At 68.4% G+C, this 21,080-nt stretch carries 19 protein-coding genes; 9 read left to right on the top strand and 10 right to left on the bottom strand.

The features are described 5' to 3' along the window. Window positions 1–15: 15 nt before the first annotated feature. From AT699_RS23165 to AT699_RS23155, 3 genes are all read left to right on the top strand, one after another. On the top strand, window positions 16–564 hold the full coding sequence (locus AT699_RS23165; protein ID WP_024070007.1) for a hemerythrin domain-containing protein: 549 nt from the start codon (window positions 16–18) through the stop codon (window positions 562–564). An 83-nt stretch (window positions 565–647) separates the two neighbouring features. Beyond that, window positions 648–1,520, top strand: coding sequence for a phosphonopyruvate hydrolase (locus tag AT699_RS23160; protein WP_024070006.1), 873 nt, complete (start codon window positions 648–650; stop codon window positions 1,518–1,520). A gap of 34 nt (window positions 1,521–1,554) precedes the next feature. Further along, window positions 1,555–3,342, top strand: a complete 1,788-nt coding sequence (locus tag AT699_RS23155) for a SulP family inorganic anion transporter (RefSeq protein WP_024070005.1) — start codon at window positions 1,555–1,557, stop codon at window positions 3,340–3,342. Between the two features lie 7 nt (window positions 3,343–3,349). Here AT699_RS23155 and AT699_RS23150 read toward each other — a convergent pair whose 3' ends face one another. The 6 genes from AT699_RS23150 to AT699_RS23125 form a co-directional block, all read right to left on the bottom strand. Further along, a complete protein-coding gene (locus tag AT699_RS23150) occupies window positions 3,350–4,114 on the bottom strand; it encodes an ABC transporter ATP-binding protein (protein ID WP_006385642.1) in 765 nt (254 codons plus the stop codon). Continuing rightward, window positions 4,111–5,988 (bottom strand): ABC transporter permease, encoded by a 1,878-nt coding sequence (locus AT699_RS23145; RefSeq protein WP_024070004.1) that lies wholly within the window; start codon window positions 5,986–5,988, stop codon window positions 4,111–4,113. The genes AT699_RS23150 and AT699_RS23145 overlap by 4 nt, the downstream gene beginning before the upstream one ends. Then, window positions 5,988–7,208: an ABC transporter substrate-binding protein gene (locus tag AT699_RS23140; RefSeq protein WP_024070003.1), complete on the bottom strand. Its 1,221-nt coding sequence runs from the start codon at window positions 7,206–7,208 to the stop codon at window positions 5,988–5,990. The genes AT699_RS23145 and AT699_RS23140 overlap by 1 nt, the downstream gene beginning before the upstream one ends. A 198-nt stretch (window positions 7,209–7,406) precedes the next feature. Further along, entirely contained in the window at window positions 7,407–7,574 is a 168-nt protein-coding gene (rpmG, locus tag AT699_RS23135) for a 50S ribosomal protein L33 (protein ID WP_003810296.1), read from the bottom strand. Between the two features lie 37 nt (window positions 7,575–7,611). Next, window positions 7,612–7,848, bottom strand: a complete 237-nt coding sequence (rpmB, locus tag AT699_RS23130) for a 50S ribosomal protein L28 (protein WP_006385639.1) — start codon at window positions 7,846–7,848, stop codon at window positions 7,612–7,614. A gap of 451 nt (window positions 7,849–8,299) precedes the next feature. Further along, window positions 8,300–9,469, bottom strand: coding sequence for a Bcr/CflA family multidrug efflux MFS transporter (locus tag AT699_RS23125; protein ID WP_076468554.1), 1,170 nt, complete (start codon window positions 9,467–9,469; stop codon window positions 8,300–8,302). A 189-nt stretch (window positions 9,470–9,658) separates the two neighbouring features. Here AT699_RS23125 and AT699_RS23120 point away from each other — a divergent pair, with 189 nt between their 5' ends. From AT699_RS23120 to AT699_RS23095, 6 genes are all read left to right on the top strand, one after another. Beyond that, entirely contained in the window at window positions 9,659–10,933 is a 1,275-nt protein-coding gene (locus AT699_RS23120) for a class I SAM-dependent methyltransferase (RefSeq protein ID WP_024070002.1), read from the top strand. A 416-nt stretch (window positions 10,934–11,349) separates the two neighbouring features. Then, on the top strand, window positions 11,350–12,351 hold the full coding sequence (locus tag AT699_RS23115) for an ABC transporter substrate-binding protein (RefSeq protein ID WP_006385636.1): 1,002 nt from the start codon (window positions 11,350–11,352) through the stop codon (window positions 12,349–12,351). 283 nt (window positions 12,352–12,634) lie between these two features. Further along, entirely contained in the window at window positions 12,635–13,492 is an 858-nt protein-coding gene (locus tag AT699_RS23110; protein WP_006385635.1) for an ABC transporter permease, read from the top strand. Continuing rightward, window positions 13,489–14,787 (top strand): quaternary amine ABC transporter ATP-binding protein, encoded by a 1,299-nt coding sequence (locus AT699_RS23105; RefSeq protein WP_020929063.1) that lies wholly within the window; start codon window positions 13,489–13,491, stop codon window positions 14,785–14,787. Before AT699_RS23110 ends, AT699_RS23105 begins: the two co-directional genes overlap by 4 nt. Window positions 14,788–14,922: 135 nt before the next feature. Further along, window positions 14,923–15,297 (top strand): tautomerase family protein, encoded by a 375-nt coding sequence (locus AT699_RS23100; protein ID WP_006385633.1) that lies wholly within the window; start codon window positions 14,923–14,925, stop codon window positions 15,295–15,297. Window positions 15,298–15,306: 9 nt separating this feature from the next. After that, complete coding sequence (locus AT699_RS23095; protein ID WP_006385632.1) at window positions 15,307–16,326, top strand: LacI family DNA-binding transcriptional regulator; 1,020 nt, start codon at window positions 15,307–15,309, stop codon at window positions 16,324–16,326. A gap of 12 nt (window positions 16,327–16,338) precedes the next feature. Here AT699_RS23095 and AT699_RS23090 read toward each other — a convergent pair whose 3' ends face one another. The 4 genes from AT699_RS23090 to AT699_RS23075 are packed head-to-tail and all read right to left on the bottom strand — an operon-like array spanning window position 16,339 to window position 21,079. Then, entirely contained in the window at window positions 16,339–17,250 is a 912-nt protein-coding gene (locus tag AT699_RS23090; RefSeq protein WP_006385631.1) for an NAD-dependent epimerase/dehydratase family protein, read from the bottom strand. A 16-nt stretch (window positions 17,251–17,266) separates the two neighbouring features. Further along, window positions 17,267–18,346, bottom strand: a complete 1,080-nt coding sequence (locus AT699_RS23085) for a lactonase family protein (protein WP_058207470.1) — start codon at window positions 18,344–18,346, stop codon at window positions 17,267–17,269. Next, window positions 18,339–19,526, bottom strand: coding sequence for a sugar ABC transporter permease (locus tag AT699_RS23080; protein WP_024069999.1), 1,188 nt, complete (start codon window positions 19,524–19,526; stop codon window positions 18,339–18,341). The genes AT699_RS23085 and AT699_RS23080 overlap by 8 nt, the downstream gene beginning before the upstream one ends. A gap of 5 nt (window positions 19,527–19,531) precedes the next feature. After that, window positions 19,532–21,079, bottom strand: coding sequence for a xylose ABC transporter ATP-binding protein (locus AT699_RS23075; RefSeq protein ID WP_024069998.1), 1,548 nt, complete (start codon window positions 21,077–21,079; stop codon window positions 19,532–19,534). Window position 21,080: the final 1 nt, after the last annotated feature.

Here is a 21,080-nt window from a genome sequence, read left to right as displayed (position 1 = left end):
TCAAGGAGGGGCGCCATGACAGTGAATTTTCCCGGCGGGCCGGTGGCGGCGCCGACCCCCGATGATCCGCTGGGCCTGCTGTCGGCCTGTCATGGGCGCATAGCGCGCCAATGCGAAACCTTGCGCCGGCTGGCGGCGCACTTGCCGGCGCATGGCAGCGATGCCGCGGCCCAGGTGGCGGCGGCGGCTGTCGTGCGCTATTTCCAGACCGCCGCGCTGCACCACCACGAGGACGAGGAAGAGGATCTGTTTCCGGCCTTGATCGAGTCCATGGCCGGCTCGGACGCCGTTTGCCTGCACGCGCTGGTGGATGGCCTGGTTGCCGACCATGCGCGCCTGGCGGCGCTGTGGGCGCCGCTGCGGCAAACCCTGGAAGCTGTCGCCGACGGCCGTCCCGCCGAGCTGCCGGCGGCGCAAGTGGAGGCTTTCGCGGCGGCCTACGCCGAGCACATCCGGCGCGAGGAGGACGAATTGTTGCCGATGGCCGCGCGCCTGGTTTCCGATGAGGCGCTGGCCGCGATCAGCCGGGCGATGAGGGCGCGCCGCGGCGGCGGAGCGGGCTGAACGCCGTCGCACCCGCGGCCGCTTTTCGTGTTAAATGATCCCCAGCCGGCGCTCTGGGCGCCGGATCTCCGGACCCTCACGCCATGCACCGCCACGCACGCTTTCGCCAGAAATTGCAGGCTCCCGTCCTGATGCACGCCATGTCGGCGCACAACCCGCTGTCGGCCAAGTTGGCGGCCGAGGCGGGCTTCGACGCGATCTGGGGCAGCGGCTTCGAACTGTCGGCCAGCCATGCGGTGCCGGACGCCAACATCCTGTCGGCCGGCCTGCACCTGGAGATGATGCGGGCCATCGCGGCGGTGGTCGATGTGCCGGTCATCGCCGATATCGATACGGGGTTCGGCAACGCCATCAATGTCGCCTATGTCGTGCCGCAATACGAAGCGGCGGGCGTGTCGGCCGTGGTCATGGAAGACAAGACCTTTCCCAAGGACACCAGCCTGCGCGCCGATGGCCGCCAGGAACTGGTGCGCGTCGCGGAATTCCAGGGCAAGATCGAGGCCGCCTGCGCGGCGCGCCGCGATCCGGATTTCTGCGTCATTGCCCGCACCGAGGCGCTGATCGCCGGGCTCGGCCAGGCCGAGGCGCTGGCGCGCGCGGCGGCCTACGAGGCCGCCGGCGCCGATGCCATCCTGATCCATTCCAAGCAGACCACGCCCGACGAGGTGCTGGCCTTCATCGCGGCCTGGTCCGGCCGCGTGCCGCTGGTGCTGGTGCCGACCGCCTATCCGCAATTGCGCGAGGCCGATATCCAGGCCCTGGGCAAGGTGGGGTTGGTGATCTACGGCAATCACGCGATCCGCGCCGCCGTGGGCGCCATGCGCGAGGTGTTCGCCCGCATCCGCAATGACGGCGGCATCCATGGCGTCGATGCCGGCCTGCCCACGGTGCGCGATATCATCGACCTGCAGGGCGATGCGGACATGCGCGAACTGGAGCGCAGGTACCTGCGCTGAGCGTGCCCGGCATCGAGAAGAACAAGGACGGGGAATGATGGCGGCGGGACGCGGGGCGTGGCTGGTGCGGGTGTTTGGCGATTGGGTGCCGCAAGTCGGCCCCGCGACGCTGCGCGCCGACCTGGCGGCGGGACTGCTGGGGGCGCTCCTGGTGTTGCCGCAGGGCGTGGCGTTTGCGACGCTGGCCGGCCTGCCGCCGCAGTACGGCCTGTATTCGGCCATCGTGCCCTGTATCGTCGCGGCGCTGTTCGGCTCCAGCCGCCACGTCATGTCCGGTCCCACCAATGCCAACTCGCTGGCCTTGTTCGCCGTGCTGACGCCGCTGGCGGTGGCGGGCAGCCCGGGCTATATCGAGCTGGCCCTGGCGGTGACGGTGCTGGTCGGCTTGATGCAGTGGCTGGTGGGCGCCCTGCGCCTGGGGTCTCTGGCGCATTTCATCTCGCCGTCGGCGCTGTTCGGCTTCACCAGCGGCGCGGCCCTGCTGATTGCGGTCCACGCCTTGAAGGATGCGCTCGGATTGCCGGCGCCCGCGTCGCACGGGGCTGGCGCCTTGCTGATCGGCCTGGCCGCCAGCGCGGACCAGGCGCAAGCGGGGGCCGTGCTGGTCACGGCGGTGACGATCGCGGCGGCCCTGCTGCTCAAGCGGCTGGACAAACGCAAGCCCTACATGCTGGCCGGCCTGGCGGCGGGCGCGCTGGCCGCGGCCGCGTTCAATGCCCTGGCGCCGCGCTGGGGCGCCGCCGCCGTGCCGGTATTGGGAGACCTGGCCCAACCCTGGCCGCCGTTCCATGTTCCCCGTGTGGATTGGCGCGCCTTGCCCGATCTGCTCAGCCTGGCCTTCGCCCTGACCATCGTGGCGCTGGCGCAGTCCATTTCGATTGCAAAGGCCGTGGCCGCGCGTTCGGGCCAGCGCATCGACGCCAATCGCGAATTCATCGGGCAGGGGCTGTCGAACGTGGTCGGTGGCTTCTTTTCCTGTTACCTGTCCTGCGGTTCGCTGAACCGTTCCATTCCCAACTACGAGGCGGGCGCGAAGACGCCGCTGGCGGCGGTGTTCTCGGCCCTGCTGCTGATGGCGCTGGTGGCGCTGAGCGGGCCCTTGCTGGCGCGGATTCCGCACGCGGCCATCGCCGGCCTGCTGTTGCTGGTCGCCTGGACCTTGCTGGATGTGCCGCGCTGGCGGCAGTCGATCCGTACCCAGCGGGGCGAAAGCGCCATAGCCGCCGCCACGCTGGCGGCCACGGTGACGATCCGCATGGAAGTCGCGATCCTGCTGGGCACCGTGTTGTCATTGATGGCGTATCTGCATCGCACCTCGCGGCCGGCGATGCGCACCATGGGCTTCGATTCGCGCGGGCTGGAGCGCCGCTTCGTGGTGCTGGCGCAGCAGCCCGAAGCGCTGCCGGAATGCCCCCAGCTCAAGCTGTTGCGCATGGAGGGCTCGGTTTATTTCGGCGCCGCCGAGCATGTGGCGCAACGGCTGCAGGACCTGCGCAGCGGACCCGATGCGCCGCGCCATTTGCTGGTGATGGCCAAGAGCATGAATTTCATCGACCTGGCCGGCGCCCAGGTCTGGGAAGACGAGCTGGCGGCGCGCCGCGCGATGGGCGGCGACCTGTATTTCCACCGGCCGCGGCCGGAAGTGCTGGATATGTGGCGCCGCACGGGATTCCTGGAGCGGTTGGGCGCGGACCACGTGTTTCCCGACAAGGCCACGGCGCTGCACGCCATCTATGCGCGGCTCGATCGCGGCATCTGCGCGCGCTGCAGCGCCAAGGTGTTCTGGGAATGCCAGCCGGACAGCCCCCAGGCCGGCGGTTGAGCGTGGTTCAGGCCCGCGGCGCGTCGGTGCCCAGATAGGCTGCCTTGACGCGCGCGTCGACGGCGATGCGGCCCGGTGGGCCTTCGGCCAGCAGGCTGCCGCGCACCAGCACGGCGATGCGATCGGCGTGCTTGAAAACGACGTCCAGGCTGTGCTCGGTGAACAGCACGGCCATGCGCTGCGTATCGGCCAGTTCACGTGTCAGGCGCATGAGCGCGTGGCGTTCGTTGGTGGCCATGCCGGCGGTGGGTTCGTCCATCAGCAACAGCCGCGGCCGGTGCGCCAACGCCATCGCCAGTTCCACCCGCTTGACCTGGCCGTACGCCAGGGCGCCGCAATGGGCGCCGGCCCGGTCGGCCATGCCCACCTGCTCCAGCAGCGCCAGGGCCTCGTCGGCGCGGTGTGACGCGGCGCGGCGCCAGGGCCGCAGCAGCAGGCGGTCGCGCGACAGCAGCGCGGTCTGCACGTTTTCCAGCACGGTCATCGAACGGAACGTGGCGGCGGTCTGGAAGGTCCGTCCCACGCCCAGGCGGCAGATCCTGCCGGCCGACAGGCCGATCAGTTCGCGACCGTCCAGCCGCACCGAACCGGCGTCCGGCCGCAACTGCCCGCCGACCACATTGAAGCAGGTGGACTTGCCCGCGCCGTTCGGGCCGATCAACGCCAGCATGCGGCCGGCCTCCAGCTCGAACGAGACGTCGGCCAGCGCGTCGATGCCGCCGAAGGATTTGCGCAGTCCCTGGACGCGCAGCAAGGCGGGGGCGGTCGTCATGCGCGTCTGCGTCCCAGGCGCGCCGCCGCGCCCGCCAGGCCGGCAGGGAACAGCATGACCAGCGCCAGGATGGCCAGGCCCAGCACGGCGTGCCAGTATTCAGTGCTGCGCGCGGCGGCGTCCTGCAGCCAGGTATAGGCCGCCGCGCCGACCAGCGGGCCGGCCAGGGTTTGCAGGCCGCCCAGCAGCACCATCACCAGGCCGTCGACCGAGCGGCTGACCGCGAGCACGTCGGGGGCGATGCTGCCTTTCGAGAAGGCGTACAGCGATCCCGCCAGGCCGGCCGCCAGCGACGCAGCCACGAAGCCGATGCACTGGATGCGGCGCGTGTCCATGCCCAGCGCCTCGGCCCGCAGGCCCGAATCGCGCACGCCGCGCAGCGCATAGCCCAGCGGCGAGAACGCCAGCCGCCGCAGCCAGGCAATGCCGAGCGCGCAAAGCGCCAGCGTCAGGTAGTAGAACCACGGGCCGCGCGCCAGCCAGCTCGACGGCCATAGTCCGATCAGGCCGTTGCTGCCACCAGTCACTTCGTCCCACTGGTAGGCCAGCGCCCACAGGATCTGTGCCACCGCCAGCGTCAGCATCGCCAGGTAGACGCCGGACAGGCGCACGCAGAACCAGCCGAACAGCAGCGCGCCGAGCGCGGCCGCGAACGGCCCCAGCAGCAGGGCGGCTTCCATCGGCAACGCCATCAATTTCAGCAGCAGCGCGGCGCCATAGGCGCCCAGGCCGAACCAGGCGGCATGGCCGAAGCTGGTCATGCCGGCCAGTCCGGTCAGGAAATGCAGGCTGGCGGCGAACAAGGCGGCGATCAGGATTTCGGTCAGCAGGATGCCGGCGTAGGGCCACTGCGACGTGGCCAACGGCGCCAGGATGAGCAGCGCCAGCAGCAGGCCATAGGCCAGCCGCAGGCGCCGGCCGGCGGGGACGATGGGGGCTTCGGCCGCCAGCGTGTGCGAGGATGGCGCTGGCGGCTGGCCCAGCAGGCCCCACGGACGCGCCACCAGTACCACCGCCATGACGGCGAATTCGGCCAGCAGGGTGAGCTTGGACAGGTTGAACAGCCAGGGGCCGATCTGCACCTGGCCCAGGAACACGAACACCGCCTTGACGCAGCAGATGAGTATCGCGGCCAGGAATGCGCCCGGAATCGAACCCAGGCCGCCCACCACCACGACCACGAAGGCGCTGGCGATGATTTCCAGGTCCAGGCCGAGCGTGGCGGGCACGCGCGGCGCGGCCAGTGCGCCGCCCAGTCCGGCCAGGAATGCGCCCAGGGTGAAGGCCGAGGTGAACAGCCAGGCCTGGTTGACGCCGAGCGCGGCCAGCATGTCGCGGTTCTCGGCGGCGGCGCGCAGCAGCCGGCCCCAGCGCGTGCGCATCAGCAGCAGCCACAGCAGGCCCAGCACCACCGGGCCCGCGGCGATCAGCAGCAGATCATATTGGGGGAAGCGCCGCCCCAGAATGTCGACCGCGCCCGACAGGCCGGGCGCTCGCGGCGAGAACAGGTCCTCCGGCCCCCAGACGGCCAGCGTGGCGTCGCCGATGATCAGCACCAGGGCGAAGGTCGCCAGCAACTGGAACAGTTCCGGCGCGCGATACAGGCGCTTGAGCACCAGCAGTTCCGCCGCCGCCCCGATCAGGCCCGTGGCCAGCGCCGCCAGCAGCAGGCCGGCCCAGTAGCCGGCGCCGTCGCCGAAATGGCGGGTGAAGGTCCAGGCCAGGTAGATGCCCAGCATGTAGAAGGAGCCGTGGGCGAAGTTCACCACCCGCGTGACGCCGAAGATCAGCGACAGGCCCGAGGCTACCAGGAACAGCGCGCTGGCGTCGGCCAGGCCGTTGAGCAGCTGCGACAGCAGCCCGGACAGGCTCATCAGCGCGGCCGCATCTTGCGCACTTGTTCGTCGGGCGGCTGCAGGCGCGCCCCGTCGATGTAGGCGAAGTCCTTCATGATGCCCTTGCCGTCCTCGACCGCCGTGACGCCGATGTAGACGCCCATGGTGGATTGGTGGTCGATCTTGCGGTACTGGATCGGGCCGTAGGGCGTGTCCACCTTCAGCCCGGCGAAGGCATCGACCAGCTTCTCGGTGTCGACCTCGCCGGCAGCCTTCAGGCCCTGGGCGATCGACATCAGCGAGGCGTAGCCCACTACCGAGCCGACCTTGGGCGTCTCGTTGTAGCGCTTACGGTAGGCCTCGACGAAAGTCTTGTTGGCGGGCGTGTCGATGGCGTACCAGGGGTAGCCCGTGACGATCCAGCCCGACGGTGTGTCGGCGCCCAGCGGCTCCAGGTATTCCGGTTCGCCGGACAGCACCGAGACCACGGGAAGGTTCTCGAACAGGCCGCGGGTGTTGCCCTCGCGCACGAAGCGCGTCAGGTCGGCGGCGAACAGCACGTTGAAGATGGCGTCGGGCTTGGCGTCCGCCAGGGCCTGCACCACCGCGCCGGCGTCGACCTTGCCCAGCGGCACGGCCTGTTCGGCGACGAATTCGACGTCGGACTGGAACGACTTCATCATGGCCTTGAAGGTGGCCACGGCCGATTGCCCGTATTCGTAGTTGGGATAGACGATGGCCCAGCGCTTCTTGCGCAGCGCCAGCGCCTTGGGGGCCAGGGCGGCCACGTGCATCCAGGTGGACGGCCGCAGGCGCCAGGTGTAGCGGTTGCCTTCCTGCCAGGTGATCTTGTCGGTCAGAGGTTCGGCGGCCAGGAAGAACACCTGCTGCTGCTTGGCGAAATCGGTCAGGGCCAGGCCGGTGTTGGACAGGAAGCCGCCGAACAGCAGGTCCACCTTTTCCCGCGCCAGCAGTTCCTGGGCGGCGCGCACCGAGTCGCCCGGGTTGCCGTTGTCGTCGCGCGAAAACACTTCGAGCTTGCGGCCCAGTACCCCGCCCGAGGCGTTGACCTCTTCCAGCGCCAGCTGCCAGCCTTTCTTGTACGGGCCCAGGAAGGCCGGAATCGCCTTGTAGCTGTTGATTTCACCGATGCGGATCGGCTCTTTGGTGTCTTTGGCGGACGCGACCGGGGTCAGCGCCAGGGCCAGGAGCGCGGGGGCGAGCGCGCGGCGCAGCAGGGTCAGGCAGGGACGGAGCATGGCGGGTATCGCTGGCAAGAGGGCTCGACCGAAGCCGGGCTCATGTAGGGCACGATTGCAGTTTCGGCCCAATTGAAGCATGCGCGGCGCCCCTGCGCCAGGGAAAACGGCGTGGCGACCAGATCCCCGGCAACGTTCGGCCAAACAAAAAGGCCCTGCGATGCAGGGCCTTTTTGGGCTATCCGGATACCGGCTGAATTACTTCAGCTTGGTTTCCTTGTAGTCGACGTGCTTGCGAGCGACCGGATCAAACTTCTTGATCAGCATCTTCTCGGGCATGTTGCGCTTGTTCTTGGTGGTCGTGTAGAAATGACCCGTGCCGGCAGTCGACTCGAGCTTGATCTTTTCGCGGATACCTTTGGCCATGTCGTGCTCCTAGTATGTCAGATTGGCGGGGGGCCGATTAGGCCAGTTCGCCGCGGGCACGCATTTCGGCCAGCACGGCGTCGATGCCGTTCTTGTCGATCGTGCGGATGGCCTTGGCCGAGACGCGCAGGCGCACCCAGCGGTTTTCGCTTTCAACCCAGAACCGGCGCGATTGCAGGTTGGGCAGGAAGCGACGCTTGGTCTTGTTGTTCGCGTGCGAAACGTTGTTGCCCACCATCGGGCCTTTGCCGGTCACTTGGCATACGCGTGCCATGGATGCACCTCATTTATTCTTGCGCATCGCCGGGGGGAGACAGGGTTTCAGCCGCCGGGCTGTATCAGAGGCGTGGATCGTCGCGGTCTTGCCACGAGGCCTTGCCATCTTGCCGGCCACCCAGTCTTAGTGGATGAGGGGGAATCGGGGAGACTCCACCCAGTGCTTATACCCGCTGCCTGCCATCCGCAAAAATGCGCTTGGGGGTCAGAGTGTCGAACTACAAAGCATAGTAGTCCAGCACGGGAAACTTCATGTGAAGACGTAGATTCTAATACGAAAAATCCAGGTAAATCAAGTGCTGGGGCGGTAGCGCGTGTAAAAGCGTGGCGCTCAAGCCGCGGCAGGCGCGGCTGGATGGCGCGCGTCGGCTCGATTCCGGCAGGGATTTTCCGCTGCCGGGCGAAGGGCCGGCTTCTGTCTGCGTGCCGGCCGCTTTGCTTGCCTGCATTCAGGCGGGGTGCGATTGCGCCACCCGGCCCGACAGCCAGGACAGGCAGGCGCAGGTCGCCAGCGTGGTCGTCAGCGGCAGGGCGCTGTCGGTCTGCCAGGCGCTGACCGCGAAACCCGCCAGGGCGCCGCAGGACAGTTGAAGCGTCCCCAATAGCGCCGAGGCCGCGCCCAGCCGCTTGCCCTGGTCGGACAGCGCCAGCGCCGCCGAGTTGGGATTCACGAAGCCCTGGCTGCCCATGTAGCAGATCAGGCAGGCCATCAGCAGCGGCAGCGTCATCCAGCCCGCCAGGGCCAGCGCCACCGCCGCCAGGCTGGCGCAGGCCAGCGAGGTCAGGGCGCGGCGTTGCAATTGGCGCGGGGTGTGGGTGCGCAGCAGGCGGGCGCTGATCTGCGAGCAGATGATGAGCGACAGCGCGTTGGTGCCGAACAGCAGGCCGTAGTATTTGGGATCGACGCCGTACAGCTCGATGAACACCCGCGGCGAACCGATGATGTAGGCGAACATGCCGGCCTGGCCGAAGCCGCCGGCCAGGCTGTGCGCCATGAAGCCGCGGTGCGCGAACAGGGCCCGGTAGTTCTGCACGATGGTTCCCAGGCGCAGCGGCACGACGCGTTCGGGCGCCAGCGATTCCTTCATGATCAGCACCACGGCGGTCATCAGCATGGCGCCGCCGGCCAGCATCACCCAGAACAGGCTGCGCCAGCTGGCAATGCCCAGCAACTGCCCGCCCGCCAGCGGCGCGAGGATAGGCGCCAGGCCCATGATCAGCATCAGCAGCGACATGGCGCGCGCCGCTTCGTGGGTTTCGTAATGGTCGCGGATGACGGCGCGCGGAATCACGATGCCGGCCGCGCCGCCCATGGCCTGCAGCACGCGCCAACCTGTCAGCGCCTGGACCGAGCCGGCCAGGGCGCAGCCGAGCGAGGCCACCATGAAGAGTGCCAGGCCCACCATCAGCGGCGGCTTGCGGCCGTAGCGGTCCGCCATCGGACCATAGAACACCTGCGCCAGCGCCAGGCCGATCAGGTAGGCGGCCAAAGTGCGCTCGACATCGCCGCGCGGGACGCCGAGGTTGGCGGCGATCGTCGGGAACGCCGGCAGGTACATATCGATGGCGAAAGGACCGATTGCCGTCAGGGCGCCCATGAGAATGAGCCAGCCCGGCATGGCGCCGCGTGAGGAAAGTGTAGGGGGCATGTGGATCGCGAGGGAAATCGCGCGAGGGACAGGGTGCGACGCACTTCATTGCGCGTTTTACACCAAGCCAATGACTGTATCACGCGCCGCCTTACACGCAAATTTCAACTGATTTCCGATACAGTCTGTCGTGTTCGTACGTATTCCAGAGGAGATGTCGTGAATCCTTTGTTGTCTGTTGTGGAACGCAAGCTCCAGGCACTGCCCGTGACTGTCCAGCTGGTGCTGCCCGATGGCACGGTAATGGGGCCGCCGGATCCCAGGGTGCGCTTCGTGACGCACGACAAGACCGCCCTGGCCCATCTGGCCGAAGGCGCTGTCGGCGTGCTGGGCCAGGACTACGTCGAGGGCCGCATCGACATCGAAGGCTCGATGCGCGACGTGATGGCGGCGGCCTCGGCGCTGCTGCCTGGCTCGCCGGTGGATGCGGCGCGCGGCGGCTGGCTGACCGAGCTGGTGCGCAAGGTGATGTCGGTGTGGCGCCACTCGGTGGAGCGCGATGCCCGCCAGATCGAATTCCATTACGACCTTTCCGACGACTTCTACGCGCTGTGGCTGGACCCGCGCCGGGTCTATTCCTGCGCCTACTACCGCGAACCCGGCATGACGCTGGCGCAGGCCCAGGAGGCCAAGCTGGACCACATCTGCCGCAAGCTGCGGCTGCGCCCTGGCGAACGCTTCCTGGACGTGGGCGCCGGCTGGGGCGGCCTGTTGCTGTGGGCCGCCGAACATTACGGCGTGGACGCCACGGGTATCACGCTGTCGCGCAACCAGCATGCGCATGTCACCAAACTGATCCAGGAAAAGGGGCTGGGCGACCGCGTGCGCATGGAGCTGCTGGATTACCGCAAGCTCGACGAGTCCACGCCGTTCGACAAGATTGCGTCGGTTGGCATGTTCGAGCACGTCGGCCGGGCCCAGTTGGAAGGCTATTTCGCCAAGTTGCGGCGGCTGCTCAAGCCGGGCGGACTGATCATGAACCACGGCATCACCGCGGCCGGCGTCTACAACGCCGAGCTGGGCAGCGGCATGGGCGAATTCATCGAGAAGTACATCTTCCCGGGCGGCGAGCTGACGCACATCAGCGTCGTCATGGAGGCCATGACCAATGGCGGCCTGGAAGAAGTCGACGTCGAGAACCTGCGGCCGCACTACGCCCGCACGCTGTGGGCCTGGAGCGATGCGCTGGAGGCGCGCCTGCCCGAGGCCGCGCAGATCCTGGGAGGCGAGCAAGGCGCGCGTTCGCTGCGCGCTTACCGGCTGTACCTGGCCGGGTGCGCCATGGGCTTCGAACATGGCTGGATCGCGCTGCACCAGGTGCTGGGACAGCATCCCGCGACCGGCAGGCCCGACGAATTGGACAACCCGCCCGACCTGGCCTATCCCTGGCGCCGCGATTACATGTACCGCGAGGACGTCGGCGGCGCGCGCTGAAAGGGCGGTTTTTGCCCTTCAAATGTATTTATACGAACAAAATATTAACTAAATGTATCGTTATTTCCATGAGCCGGTTCCCCAGGGAAAGTCGGGGAATCGCCTCTTGGAAATCAGGGTTTGTCCGGACGTTTTCGGGTATGAATGTATCCGTTTCGTTCAGGTCCGGGGTTGGGTTGTGCGGCAATTTCGTTTAAGATGCTGCCTTCTTCTTTCAGTTTGTTCACTATCTGTGGGTTCTCTAAAACTCCGTTTTTGAGACTCCTGTCTTGCAAGACTCCGCACCCCGCGGATCCTCTTGTTGCTAGTGTCGGTTTGTATTGGCGGTTCTGCCCGTCTTCCGCACAACCCCCTTAGCTCCATGGCACGGCCGGACCAGCGCCGCCGTGTCCCTGAACCTATGGAGGCAAAAGCCAATGCGTTTCACCCCTGTCAAGACCCTGGCCGCCGCGGCCGTCTTGTTCGCCTTCGCCGGTTCGGCCCAAGCCGCCGACGCGCCGCAATGCGAACTCAAGCGTCCGATCAACTTCGGCGCCATGAACTGGGAATCCAACCTGGTCCTGGTCGATGTCGAACGTTTCATCATGGAAAAGGGCTACGGTTGCAAGACCGAAACCCTGCCCACCGAGACCCTGCCCGCCCTGGCCGCGCTCGAGCGCGGTGACCTGGACATCAACACCGAGATCTGGCTGAACAGCGTCGCCGACCCCTGGGAACGCGCCGAAAAGACCGGCCGCGTCAAGCGGATCGGCGACCTGTACATGGGCGGCGAGGCCTGGTACATCCCGCGCTACACCGCCGAGCGCCTGCCCGAACTGAAGTCCGCGGCCGACCTGCCGAAGTTCAAGGACAAGTTCAAGGATCCCGAAGAACCGGGCAAGGGCCGTTTCTACGGCTGCCCGGCGGGTTGGGGTTGCGAAGTCACCAGCACCAACCTGTTCCACGCCCTCAAGCTGGACGACACCTACACGCTGTATTCGCCGGGCACCGGCGCGGCGCAGAAGGCGGCCCTGATGTCGGCCTACAAGCGCAAGCAGAACGTGGTCTTCTACTACTGGTCGCCCACGCCGCTGGTCGGCGCCATGGACCTGGTCAAGCTGGAAATGCCGCCCTACGACGCCGAAAAGCACAAGTGCCTGACGTCGCCCAAGTGCGCCAAGCCCGAGCCCAGCGCCTATCCCGACAATCCCGTCTTCACCGCCGTGAACACCAAGTTCTCGCAGGAAGCGCCGGTGCTGACCGAATTCCTGTCCAAGGTCTCGGTGCCGCTGCCGGTGATGAACGAAACCCTGGCCCACATGGAAGAGACCGGCGACGAGTCCGGCGCCGTGGCCAAGTGGTTCCTGAAGAACAAGCCCGACGTCTGGACCAAGTGGGTCCCCGCCGACGTCGCCGGGCGCGTGCAAAGCGCGCTGTAACCCCCGCCGCCTTTCCGGCGGTGGTCCGTTCCGGCTGGCCGGGACGGACCATCGGGTTGGACTTTTTCCCCTTGGGATGACCCCAAGGGGAAAAAGCCCTCCGGCAGGCGGACTGCCCGCCATGCGGGCAATGCGCGGGACATCTTGTTTCCGCGCCGGACTGTAAGCGTATTTCGCCATTGTCGATGACGGCGTCCCTTGGGGGCGCCGGCCCGGCCACCGCGCCGGATGCCATGCCGGCGCGGCGTGGCGCGTGGCGAACCCGCTGAAATGGAGTCAAAACATGTTTCCTGAAATCATTCCCGCCCGTCAGGTGCGGGGGGCCATCGACGGATTCGTCGATCATCTGGTCACCAACTACGCCGATACCCTGGAGACGCTGTCCCAGCCCGTGCTGCACGCCCTGGTGTGGCTGGAGCAGGTGCTGCGCAGCTCGCCGTGGTGGGCGGTGGTCGGCGTGACCATCGCCATCGCCTGGCTGGTCAGCCGCCGCATCGGCCTGAGCCTGGCCATGGGCGCGCTGCTGTGCGTCATTGGCGTGCTCGGCCTGTGGGACGCCGGCATGCAGACGCTGGCGCTGATGATCATGGCGGCCGGACTGTCGGTGATCATCGGCATTCCGCTGGGCGTGCTGATGGCGCGCGTCAACTGGCTGCGCTCGATCATGCTGCCGGTGCTGGACGTGATGCAGACCATGCCCAGCTTCGTGTACCTGATCCCGGTCGTGATGCTGTTCGGCCTGGGCAAGATCCCCGCCATCATCGCCACCGTGATCTACGCCGTGCCGCCGCTGATCCGCCTGACCGACCTGGGTATCCGCCTGGTCGACCGCGAGGTGCTGGAAGCGTCGCGCGCGTTCGGCGCCAATCCGCGCCAGCAGCTGTTCGGCGTGCAATTGCCGCTGGCCCTGCCCAACATCATGGCCGGCATCAACCAGACCACGATGATGGCGCTGTCGATGGTGGTGATCGCCTCCATGATCGGCGCGCGCGGCCTGGGGTATGAAGTGCTGCTCGGGATCAACCGCCTGGAAGTGGGCCGCGGCCTGCTGGCGGGCCTGGGCATCGTGGTGCTGGCCGTGCTGTTCGACCGGATCACGCAATCGTATGGACAGCGCATGCGCATGGGAGGCCAGCGATGAGCAAGATCGAAGTCAAGAACATCTACAAGATTTTCGGGCCGCATCCGAAGAAATGGCTGGAAGCCGCGCAGGGCGGCATGAGCAAGGAAGCGCTGCTGGCCGAAAGCGGGCACACGCTGGGCCTGCGCGACATCAGCCTGTCGATCGAAGAGGGCAGCATCTACGTCATCATGGGCCTGTCGGGGTCCGGCAAGTCGACGCTGATCCGCCACTTCAACCGCCTGATCGAGCCCAGCGCCGGCCACATCCTGGTCGACGGCGTCGACGTCGTCAGCCTGAACAAGCGCGACCTGGAGACCTTCCGCCAGAAGAAGATGAGCATGGTGTTCCAGCGCTTCGGCCTGTTCCCGCACCGCACCGTGCTGGACAACGCCGCCTACGGCCTGGCCGTGCAGGGCGTGGGCCGCGCCGAGCGCGAGCAGCGCGCCCGCGAATGGCTGGAGCAGGTCGGCCTGTCGGGCTTCGAGCAGCAGTATCCGCACCAGCTGTCGGGCGGCATGCAGCAGCGCGTGGGCCTGGCGCGCGCGCTGGCCACCGACGCCGAGATCCTGCTGATGGACGAGGCCTTCTCGGCGCTCGACCCGCTGATCCGCCGCGAGATGCAGGACCAGCTGCTGCAACTGCAATCCAAGCTCAACAAGACTATCGTCTTCATCACCCATGACCTGGACGAAGCGCTGCGCCTGGGCAACCGCATCGCCATCCTGAAGGACGGCGAGCTGGTGCAGGAAGGCACGCCCGAAGACATCCTGCTGAATCCGGCCAACGATTACGTGCAGTCGTTCCTGCAGGACGTGAACCGCACCAAGGTGTTGAACGCGACCCACGCGGTGAACCCGGCGCGCCTGACGCTGACCATGCGATCGCGCCCGGCCCATTCGGTCGATCGGATGCGCGCGCTGAACTACGAGTACGCGCCGGTGCTGGACGGCAAGCGGCTGGCCGGCGTGCTGACGCTGGAAGCGGCCGAACAGGCCGTGCGCGAGGGCGGACGCGACGTGTCGCGCTTCGTCGAGGACCTGGCTTCGGTGCCGGCCACGGCCGGCCTGGGCGAAGTGCTGGCGCAGCTGGTGCACAGCGACCAGCCGGTAGCCGTGACGGGCGAGAACGACGAGTTCATCGGCATGCTGTCGCGCAAGAAGGTGGTCGAGCTGGTGACGCCGGTGTTGGCCGAGAGCGCGCCCGCGGCCGAATCCAGCGAATCCGCCGAACCGCCGCCCGCCACCGGCGGCGACCCGGCCCAGGCCGAGCTGCAAGGCCAGCCCCAGCCGACGCAACGGGGCGAGGCCGCCTGACTGCAGGCGCCGGGCGATCCCGCCGCGGCGTTCCGGTCCCCGGGGTGGCAGGCTTGCGCCCGGGGCCAGTCCGGATATGATGGCTGGCCGGCAACGATCGCCGGTTCGCCACTATTCGGAATATCGGAATCCGTCATGCCAATCTTGAATGTCCAGATCATGCAGGGCCATTCGGCCGCCCAGAAGACCGCGTTGCTGAAGGCGGCTTCGCAGGCGGTGGTGGAAAGCATCGCCGCGCCGCTGTCCAGCGTGCGCATCGTGCTGCAGGAAATCCCCGCCGAACACGTGATCGTGGCCGGCGAGATCGGCAAGGCCATGGCGCGCGTCGACGCGGCCCTGATCGAGGGCCGCGACGAGGCCAGGAAGGCGGCGCTGATCGCCGCGCTGAACCAGGCCGTGTGCGCCAGCATCGGCATCTCGGGCGAGGACGTGCGGGTGCTGATCCGCGACGTGCCCAAGACCGACATGGGCGTGGCCAACGGCCTGAGCGCCAAGGCCGCCGGCCGCTGAGACCGGAGCATGGCGACCGGCAAGGAAAAGGGTTCCGTCACCGTCGACGACGTGGCGGCCGAGGCGGGCGTGTCCATCAAGACCGTCTCGCGCGTTTTGAACAACGAACCCAACACCAGCGAGAAGACCCGCGCCAAGGTCATGGCGGCGATCGCGCTGCTGAAGTACCAGCCCAATCCCTCGGCCCGGCGCCTGGCCAGCAAGCGCTCGGACCTGATCATGCTGGTCTACGACAATCCCAGCGACAACTACCTGATCAACGTCCAGCAAGGCGCGCTCGATGCCTGCAAGCGTTATTTCTACAGCCTGCTGCTGCATCCCTGCGACTACCGCGCGCCCGACCTGGCCGCGCAGATCGAACAGTCCGCGCGCCAGCACGCCTGCGCCGGCCTGGTGCTGACGCCACCGCTGTCTGACGTGCGCGCCTTGATCGACGCGCTTGACCAGGGCGACGTGCCGTTCGTGCGGCTGGCGCCCAGTTCGCCCAGCGCCAGGGGGCTGGAGGTCAGCACCGATGACCGCTCGGCGGCGCGCGACATGACGCGGTATCTGCTGGACCTGGGCCACCGCCGCATCGGCTTCGTGGCCGGGCACCCCGACCACGGCGCCGTCGGCGGCCGCCTGCAGGGGTATCGCGACGCGCTGGCCGAACAGGGTGTGGCGTACGACGCGGCCCTGGTGGAGCAGGGGCTGCATTCCTTCGATTCCGGCGTGCGCTGCGGCGAACGCCTGCTCGATCGCGCCGACCGTCCCAGCGCGATCTTCGCGGCCAACGACGACATGGCGGCCGGCGTGCTGTACGCGGCGCACGCGCGCGGCATCAAGGTGCCCGGGGAGCTGTCGGTGGCGGGCTACGACGATACCCCTTTGTCGCGCCAGACCTGGCCCAAGCTGACCACGTTGCGCCAGCCGATCCGCGACATGGCCTACGCGGCGGTGGAACAACTGGCATCGCGCGAGCCGCAGGCGCGGGTGCGGACGCTGGGATACGAGATCGTGGTGCGCGACTCGACCCGCGCGCCGGCCTGAAGCCCCCGGCCGCTATCCCAGATGGCGGCGCACGTCGTCGCGCGGGTCGTAGCCGATGCTGGCGCGGCCTTCCGCCACATCCCAGGCGCTGCCCTGGTTGGCCGACACGCCGTTGACCGTGACGCTGGCGTCGGGCCAGCCGGCCGCGTCCGCCGTCAGGGCGGCGATCAGCAGGCGCTCGAAATCCCCATTGGACAGCCACATGTCGTGGAACCACGCCAGCGCGCGGCGCGCCGGTTCGTCGCGCGCGTCCGGTTCGGGCGCCCGCGGATGCGCCACGCCGGAATAGCTCATGTCGCGCGGGTCGTTGTCGCCCGGCAGGATCCAGCCGATGCGCGCGATCACGGTGGATAGCCGACCCTGCGTGACCGCGGCGTAGGCGCGGCACAGGCGTTCGCCCATGACTTTCGACGTGCCATAGGCCAGCGAATGCACCTCGCGCTCGCCGTCGAACCAGCGCGTGCCGGGGGCCGGCTCCGTCCTGGACGTGAGCTTGCCCGGCCCGATGGTCGCGGCCAGCGGCAGGTCCTTGTAGCCGCCCATGGCGTGGTTGGACGAGGCGAACACCAGCCGGCGCGCGCCATGCGTGGCGGCGGCGGTCAGCACGTTCAACGTCATGTTGTACGACCCCAGGGCTTCTTCCCAGCTGGCGTCGGGCGTCGAGTGCCGCGCCGCCAGGTGCAGCACGGCGTCCACGCCGGCGAAATGATCGGTCCAGGCGGGGGCGGGGCGCTCCAGGTCGGCGGCCACCAGCGTCAGGCGCTCGCGCACTTCAGGGCTGAAGACGGTGTCGTCCGCCTGCAGGTCGATGCCGATCAGGTGCTCGCACCAGGGCTGGCGCGCCAGGATGGCGAGCGCCTTGCGGCCGAGCTGGCCGGTGGCGCCGGTGACGACGATGCGGGCGGGGGGCAGGGGAGATGTCACGGTGGAGGCTTCCGGTTCAAGGCAAGGGACAAAGGCAGGCGGGCGAGGCCAGGGGATAGGGCTGGCCCTGCGCGTGGGCCAGGCCCGTGGCCGGGTCGATGCGCCACGCGCGGATGAAGTGGTCGTCCTGGGACGCGACCAGCAGGAACGCGCCGTCGGGCGTGAGCGCGATGTCGCGCGGCGCGCGGCCGCCGACGTCGATGAGGCCCACCGGTTCGAGCCAGGGCGCCGCGCGCCGCAGGCGGTAGACGGCGACGCTGTCGTGGCCGCGATTGGCGGCATAGAGCAGTTCGCCATCGGGATGCAGGCGGATGGCGGAGGCGGCGCTGGCGCCCCGCCAGTTGCGCGGCAGCGTGCTGGCGCGGGCGCGCTCGCCCGCCGGTTCGTTCAGCGCGTATACGGCCACGGTATTCGAAAGCTCTTCCACCACCGCCGCCAGCGCGCCATCGGCCGTGAGGGCCAGGTGGCGAGGCCCGGCGCCGGGGCGGGCGCGCAGTTCCTGCTCCGGCATGGGGGCCAGGCCATCGGGCCGCACCCGATGGCAGGCGATGGTGTCGGTGCCCAGGTCGCACAGGTAGACGCGCGCGCCGTCGTCGGTGGCGGCCGCGTAGTGCAGGTGGGGGCCCTCCTGGCGGTCCGCGCGCGGGCCGGCGCCGCGGCGCGCGATCACCTGTGGCGTCCCTTGCGGCATGCCGCCAGCATCCAGCGCAAAGCACAGCAGCTCGCCCGAGCCGTAGTTCGACACGTACAGCTGTCGCGCCGGCAGGTTGACGCTGACATGGCAGGGGGCCGCGCCGGGCAGCGCGATGCGGCCGAGGGGGCGCAGCGCGGCGGCGGCCTCGATGGCGTAGACCTCCAGGGCGGCGTCCCGTTCCCGTTCGCTGACGCCGTAGAGCCGTCCGGCCGCCGCGCACAGGTAGGAAGGGTTGACCGGGCCGGTCAGCACCTGCCGTTCATGGAACGAGGCCGTCGCGCCGTCGAAGGCCAGCAGGTGGATGCCGCGGCCGCGTCCCTGCACGTGCGGCAGGATCTCGGTGTAGGTGCCGACGGCGAGCATGCAGCTGCCGGGCGCGCTGGAGAGGGTCGGGTCATGCACGTTCGGACCTCGTTGCCACGTCGATCCACACCGCCAGCACCAGCACGGCGCCCTTGACGATCATCTGCCAGGAGGTATCCACGTTCATCTGCTGCATGCCGTTGTCCAGGCTGGCCATGACCAGCGCGCCGATCAGCGCGCCGTACACGGTGCCGGAGCCGCCGCGCATGGAGGTGCCGCCGATGAAGCAGGCCGCGATCGCATCGAGCTCGCCACCCACGCCGGCCGACGGCGAGCCGGCGGCCGAGCGCGCGGTGGTGACGATGCCGGCGAAGGCGCACATCAACCCCATCAGCATGAATACCATCAGCTTGACGCGCTGGACGTTGACGCCGGACAGGCGGCTGGCCTCGACGTTGCCGCCGACCGCGTAGACGTGGCGGCCGAACACGGTCTGCGTGGCGATCCACGAGAACACGCCCAGCAGCGCCAGCAGGATCAGCACCGGCAGCGGCACGCCATGGGCCTGGTTCAGCACCAGCACGAAGCCGGCGGCCGCGGCGGCGATGGCGACGATCTTCAGGCCGTCGATCCAGCGCGGCGCCACCTCCAGTCCCAGCCGGCGATGGCGCCGGCGCCGCGCCAGCGTCAGGACGCAGGCCAGGGCGACGATCAGCGCGGCGATGACCCAGGACAGCGTGGGCGGCACGAAGGCCTGGGCGATGGCGCCGAGGTCGTCGGGCACCGGCGCGATGGTGACACTGTCGGTGCTCAATTGCAGCAGGCCGCGATAGGCCAGCATGCCGCCCAGGCCGACGATGAAGGACGGCACCCGCAGCCGCGTGGTGAGGCAGCCGTTGACCAGCCCGAGCCCGGCGCCGGCGGCCAGCACCACGGCCACCGACAGCCAGGTGTTCCAGCCGAGGTTGACGGTCAGGATGGCGACCAGGCCGCCCAGCAGGCCGAGCAGCGAGCCCACCGACAGGTCGATCTCGCCGGCGATGATGACCAGCACCATGCCGCAGGCCAGCATGCCGGTCACCGACATCTGCAGCAGCAGGTTGGAAATGCTGTTTGGGCGCAGGAAGCTGCCGTGGGTCTGGTGCCAGAAGAACAGCCAGATCAGGCCCAGGGCCAGCAGCATGGCCAGCAGCTTGTGGCGCGCGAACAGCTGGCGCAGCGGCGGATGGCCGCCGCGCGGCCGGGGTTCGGAGGATGAGGAAGCGAGCATCTGGGTCATGGCGTTCAGGCGGCTTGCCGCAGCGGTTCGGATTGGAGGGCGGCGGCCAGCACGCGTTCCTGCGTCAGGCCCTGGATGGGGAAATCGCCCGTGACGCGGCCGGCATTCATGACCAGCACGCGATCGCTCATGCCGAGGATCTCGGGCAGTTCCGACGACACCATGATGATGGCCACGCCGCGATCGGCCAGGTCGAAGATCATCTTGTAGATGTCGTACTTGGCGCCGATGTCCACGCCGCGCGTCGGTTCGTCCAGGATCAGCACCTTGGGGTTCTTCAACGCCATCTTGGCCAGTACCACTTTCTGCTGGTTGCCGCCGGAAAGGCTGGCCACCGGCAGGCCCGGGCTGGCGGTCTTGATGCGCAGGCGGGCGATTTCGCGCTCGACGGTCGCCAGCTCGGCGTCGCCGTCGATCCGCGCGGCCCGGGCGTGGTCGGCCAGGCTGGCCAGCGTGATGTTCTCGGCCACGCTCATCAGCGGCACGATGCCGTGGCGCTTGCGATCCTCGGGCACCAGGCACAGGCCATGCGCGATCGCGTCGGCAGGGCAGGCGATGCGCACCGGCTGGCCCGCCACCCGTACCTGGGCGGTGCTGCGGCCGGCATAGGCGCCGTAGATCGCCGACACGAATTCGGTGCGGCCCGCGCCCACCAGTCCGGCGATGCCGAGGATCTCGCCGGCGCGCACCTGCAGGGCGGCGCCGTCGACGCGCTTGCGCTGCGGGTTGGTGACGTCCCAGCAGGTCACGTCGCGCGCTTCCAGCATGACCGCGCCCGGCTGGCGCTCGGTGCGCGGAAAGCGCGATTCGAGCGCGCGGCCGACCATCAGGCCGATGATGCCGTCCTCGTCAAGCGTGTCGGCCGCGCGGGTAGCGATGTGCTGGCCATCGCGGATCACCGTGATGGTGTCGCAGACGCGCTTGACCTCGTCGAGCTTGTGCGAGATGTAGATGCAGGCCACGCCGGCGCGCTTGAGGTCGTCGATGATGGCCAGCAGCACCTCGATTTCCTTGGCGCTGAGCGAGGATGTCGGCTCGTCGAAAATCAGCAGCCGGGCCTCTTTGGCCAGCGCCTTGGCGATCTCGAACAACTGCTGGTGGCCGTTGCCGTAGTTCATGACGGGGGCGGCGACGTTGACGTCGGTGAGCTTCAGGCGCGCCAGCAGTTCGGCGGCGCGCCGGTGCATGGCGGGGTAGTCCATGCGGCCGCCGGGCAGCCGCAGTTCGTTGCCCAGGAAGATGTTCTCGGTGACGCTCAGCTGCTGCACCAGCATCAGCTCCTGGTGCAGGATGACGATGCCCGCGCGTTCGCTGTCGCGGATCGAGCGCGAACGCAGTTCGCTGCCTTGCCACAGGATCCGGCCGCCGTAGCTGCCGTGGGGATAGACCCCGGACAGCACTTTCATCAGGGTCGACTTGCCGGCGCCGTTCTCGCCGCAAAGGCCCAGGCATTCGCCGGGCCGCACCCCCAGGCTGACGCCCGAGAGCGCGCGCACGCCCGAGAATTCCTTGACGATGTCGCGCATTTCAAACAGCGGCTGCTGCTGGTCCATG

The sequence above is a fragment of the Achromobacter xylosoxidans genome, from assembly GCF_001457475.1.
Taxonomy (GTDB): domain Bacteria; phylum Pseudomonadota; class Gammaproteobacteria; order Burkholderiales; family Burkholderiaceae_B; genus Achromobacter; species Achromobacter xylosoxidans.
This window is presented reverse-complemented; position numbering and strand designations above follow the sequence as displayed.

Excerpts from the sequence above, each read along its gene's own strand:
- rpmB (WP_006385639.1), bottom strand. The coding sequence starts at position 7,848 with ATGGCACGCGTATGCCAAGTGACCGGCAAAGGCCCGATGGTGGGCAAC.
- AT699_RS23145 (WP_024070004.1), bottom strand. The coding sequence starts at position 5,988 with ATGAGCCTGTCCGGGCTGCTGTCGCAGCTGCTCAACGGCCTGGCCGAC.
- AT699_RS23155 (WP_024070005.1), top strand. The coding sequence starts at position 1,555 with ATGATGGCGGCGGGACGCGGGGCGTGGCTGGTGCGGGTGTTTGGCGAT.
- AT699_RS23150 (WP_006385642.1), bottom strand. The coding sequence starts at position 4,114 with ATGACGACCGCCCCCGCCTTGCTGCGCGTCCAGGGACTGCGCAAATCC.
- AT699_RS23100 (WP_006385633.1), top strand. The coding sequence starts at position 14,923 with ATGCCAATCTTGAATGTCCAGATCATGCAGGGCCATTCGGCCGCCCAG.
- AT699_RS23165 (WP_024070007.1), top strand. The coding sequence starts at position 16 with ATGACAGTGAATTTTCCCGGCGGGCCGGTGGCGGCGCCGACCCCCGAT.
- AT699_RS23125 (WP_076468554.1), bottom strand. The coding sequence starts at position 9,469 with ATGCCGGGCTGGCTCATTCTCATGGGCGCCCTGACGGCAATCGGTCCT.
- AT699_RS23075 (WP_024069998.1), bottom strand. The coding sequence starts at position 21,079 with ATGGACCAGCAGCAGCCGCTGTTTGAAATGCGCGACATCGTCAAGGAA.
- AT699_RS23160 (WP_024070006.1), top strand. The coding sequence starts at position 648 with ATGCACCGCCACGCACGCTTTCGCCAGAAATTGCAGGCTCCCGTCCTG.
- AT699_RS23110 (WP_006385635.1), top strand. The coding sequence starts at position 12,635 with ATGTTTCCTGAAATCATTCCCGCCCGTCAGGTGCGGGGGGCCATCGAC.
- AT699_RS23105 (WP_020929063.1), top strand. The coding sequence starts at position 13,489 with ATGAGCAAGATCGAAGTCAAGAACATCTACAAGATTTTCGGGCCGCAT.
- rpmG (WP_003810296.1), bottom strand. The coding sequence starts at position 7,574 with ATGGCCAAAGGTATCCGCGAAAAGATCAAGCTCGAGTCGACTGCCGGC.
- AT699_RS23115 (WP_006385636.1), top strand. The coding sequence starts at position 11,350 with ATGCGTTTCACCCCTGTCAAGACCCTGGCCGCCGCGGCCGTCTTGTTC.
- AT699_RS23140 (WP_024070003.1), bottom strand. The coding sequence starts at position 7,208 with ATGCTCCGTCCCTGCCTGACCCTGCTGCGCCGCGCGCTCGCCCCCGCG.
- AT699_RS23095 (WP_006385632.1), top strand. The coding sequence starts at position 15,307 with ATGGCGACCGGCAAGGAAAAGGGTTCCGTCACCGTCGACGACGTGGCG.
- AT699_RS23080 (WP_024069999.1), bottom strand. The coding sequence starts at position 19,526 with ATGACCCAGATGCTCGCTTCCTCATCCTCCGAACCCCGGCCGCGCGGC.